The 3,163-nt window shown below is 67.8% G+C and carries 2 protein-coding genes; both read right to left on the reverse strand.

Translation table 11 applies throughout. The features are described 5' to 3' along the window. On the reverse strand, positions 1 to 2,441 hold a 2,441-nt coding region (locus G6021_RS07810), incomplete at its 3' end, for a (Fe-S)-binding protein (protein ID WP_241732603.1). 173 nt (positions 2,442 to 2,614) lie between these two features. Next, positions 2,615 to 3,163, reverse strand: a 549-nt coding sequence (locus G6021_RS07815; protein ID WP_241736464.1) for a S1 family peptidase, incomplete at its 5' end; no start/stop codon positions are given.

The raw sequence follows: 3,163 nt of genomic DNA on the forward strand, positions 1-3,163 counted from the left end.
GCGGTGCCGGCGGCGGCCACCTCGGCGCCCTCGCCCTCGTCGATCACCGGGTTGTCCGGTGTTCCGGCGGGTTCGGCGACCGCGGTCTTGGCCTCGGCAGGCGTCGCGGCCTCGGCCTCGGCGGCCTCCTTCTCCGCGGACGTCTTCTCGCGCTTCGGCTGCTCCAGCCATGCGGCCTCGCGGGGCTCCGGCAGACCGCCGTCGCGGGTGACGGACTCCAGCAGGAGCTGGGCCACGTCCACGACCTCGACCTGACCCTCCAGTTCGGTGCCGTCGGTCTGCGCGGTGGCGCCGTCGGAGAGCATCACCCGACAGAACGGGCAGCCGGTGGCGATCTTGGTCGCCTTGGTCGACAGTGCCTCGTCGACGCGGTCGATGTTGATTCGCTTGCCGACCGTCTCCTCCATCCACATGCGCGCGCCGCCGGCGCCACAGCACATGGAGCGCTGGCCGTGGCGGGGCATCTCCGTGAGGGTCACTCCGGAACCGTCCATGAGCTCACGCGGAGCCTCGTAGACCTTGTTGTGACGGCCGAGGTAGCACGGGTCGTGATAGGTCACGCCGCCGTCGATCGGGGCGACCGGCACGAGTCGCTTCTCCCGCACGAGACGGTTGAGCAGCTGCGTGTGGTGGACCACCTGGTAGTCGCCGCCGAAGTCGCCGTATTCGTTTTTCAACGCGTTGAGGCAGTGGGCACAGGTCACGACGACCTTGCGCTGACCGGTGGGCACGCCGTCGAAGGCGTTGTTCATGGTCTCGATGTTCTGCTCGGCGAGCATCTGGAACAGGAACTCGTTGCCCGCGCGGCGGGCGGAGTCACCGGTACAGGTCTCACCCTGGCCCAGGACGGCGAACTTCACGCCGGCCGTGTGAAGCAGCGTGGCGACGGCCTGGGTGGTCTTCTTGGCGCGGTCCTCGAAGGCACCGGCACAGCCGACCCAGAAGAGGTACTCGGTGTCCGAGAAGTCCTCGATGTCCGAGCCGATGACCGGGATGTCGAAGTCGAGGGTCTTCATCCAGTCATCGCGGCCCGAGTTGTTTTGGCCCCAGGGGTTGCCCTTGTTCTCGAGGTTCTTGAACAGGCCGGCGAGCTCGGTGGGGAACTCCGACTCGATGAGCACCTGGTAGCGACGCATGTCGATGAAGTGATCGACGTGCTCGATGTCCACCGGGCACTGCTCGACGCAGGCGCCACAGGTGGTGCAGGACCACAGGGCCTCCGGGTCGATGATGCCGGCGGCCATCGGGTCGTCGGACACGTCGGCGGTGGTGTGGCCGACCAGCGGGCGCTGGGCCTCGAGGCGGGCGGCCTCGGGGATCCTGGCCAGCTTCTTCTCGTCCGGGTTGCCCTCGGCGTCGACGAGCCCCGTCTCCTCGCCCATCGTGGTCTTGCCGCCGGCGAGCAGGTACGGAGCCTTGGCGTGGGCGTGGTCACGCAGGGCCATGATCATGAGCTTGGGGCTCAGCGGCTTGCCGGTGTTCCAGGCGGGGCACTGCTCCTGGCAACGGCCACACTCGGTACAGGTGGAGAAGTCCAGCCAGCCCTTCCACGAGAAGTCCTCGATCGCGCCCGCACCCAGGACGGGCTCGAAGTCCTCGTCCGCCTCGGTGCGCTCCTCGATCTTCTCCATGGTCAGCGCCTCGCCGTCCATGGTCATCGGCTTGAGGGCGCCCAGCGCGGTGCGGCCGTCGGCCTCGCGCTTGAAGTAGATGTTGAAGAACGCGGAGAAGCGGTGCCAGGCGACGCCCCAGGTGATGTTGCGGCCGACGACGTACAGCCAGATCATGCCGGTGAGCAGCTTGATCAGCGCGAAGATGGAGACCATGAGCTCGTTGGCCGGCAGGACCGTGGAGATGGGGCCGGAGACCCAGTCGGTCGACCAGTGGAAGTCCTGGCCTTCGGCGCGGTACAGCGCGAGCTTGCCGGCCTTGACGAAGATCATGCCCAGGCCCTCGAGGAGGACGACGGCCTCCACGAAGTACGCGGCCCTGCGGTCGGAACCGTTGAAGCGGTTGAGGCCCCGACGCTGGTTGACCTGGCGGATGATGATGAGCACGGTGATGCCGATGACGGTGCCCAGGCCGAGGAATTCGTCGAGCCCGTGGTACCACGTCTGATCCGACAGCCACGGCCAGCCGCCGCGCGGGTTGAACGTCTGGATGTAGGCCTCGAACCAGACGATCGAGCCGAGCATGAAGCCGATCATGACGAACCAGTGGAAGAAGCCGACCGACCGCTTCCTGGCCATCCGGGTGTGGGCGGCCACCTCGACGAACGTGTTCTTCATCCGTAAGAACGGGGAGCCGAACCGGTTGAAGCCGTCCTTCTGGCCCAGCAGGATGCTCCGGACCATCCGCGATACGCCGCCGATGAATGAGGCCCAAGCAAATAAACTGAGCAGGACACCGATCGTCCCGAGAGTGATGGTCACGCCTGACATGGTTCGCGGCCTTTCGTCGCACTTCTCGACGCACGAGCACCTGACGACCCCAGGGGTGCCCGTCGACGGTCTTGTCGTTAAAGGTAAGCCACGCGGGCCCCGTCCCACGAGTTGAGGTTCCCCTTAGCGGAGTGCACTCGATTCGTGGGACGGGGCCCGCGGGTCGTTCTGGATCAGTTGGTGCGCAGCGTCAGACCGGGATGCGCGGCCAGGACGTCGGAGATCGGGACCGCCGACAGGCGCGGGACGTACCCGTTCTCCCTGGCCACGGCGTCGGCGTTGGCGCAGGTCCCGGTCTCGGCGACGTTGGAGGCGCTGGAGATCCCCAGGGCCTTGTCGCCCGAGAACACGACGCCGCCGCTGTCCCCGGGGAGGGCGCAGAGATCCACCGTGAACGCGTTGGCGATGGTGCGGGAGCCGGCGACGTCGATCATCGCGCCGACCTCGGAGACGGTGCCACAGGAGAAACCGGTCCGGAACCCGGTCTTGCAGGCCTTCTGTCCGACGACCGGGTCGGCTGTGCCGGTGATCGCCTGGGTGGTGTCGGGGCCGGCGCCGACCAGGTTGGTGCGGAAGCGGTCGGCGAGCTCCGGGTCGACGGCCACGAGCGCCGTGTCGATGCCGTCGCGCTGGGTCCGCGTCATGGTGCCGAACTCCTCGCCGTCGGCGAACGCGGCGCGGGTGCCGTCTGCGCCCGCACAGTGCGCGGCGGTGACGACGAC

The sequence above is a fragment of the Dietzia sp. CW19 genome (assembly GCF_014145265.1).
Lineage (GTDB): Bacteria > Actinomycetota > Actinomycetes > Mycobacteriales > Mycobacteriaceae > Dietzia > Dietzia natronolimnaea.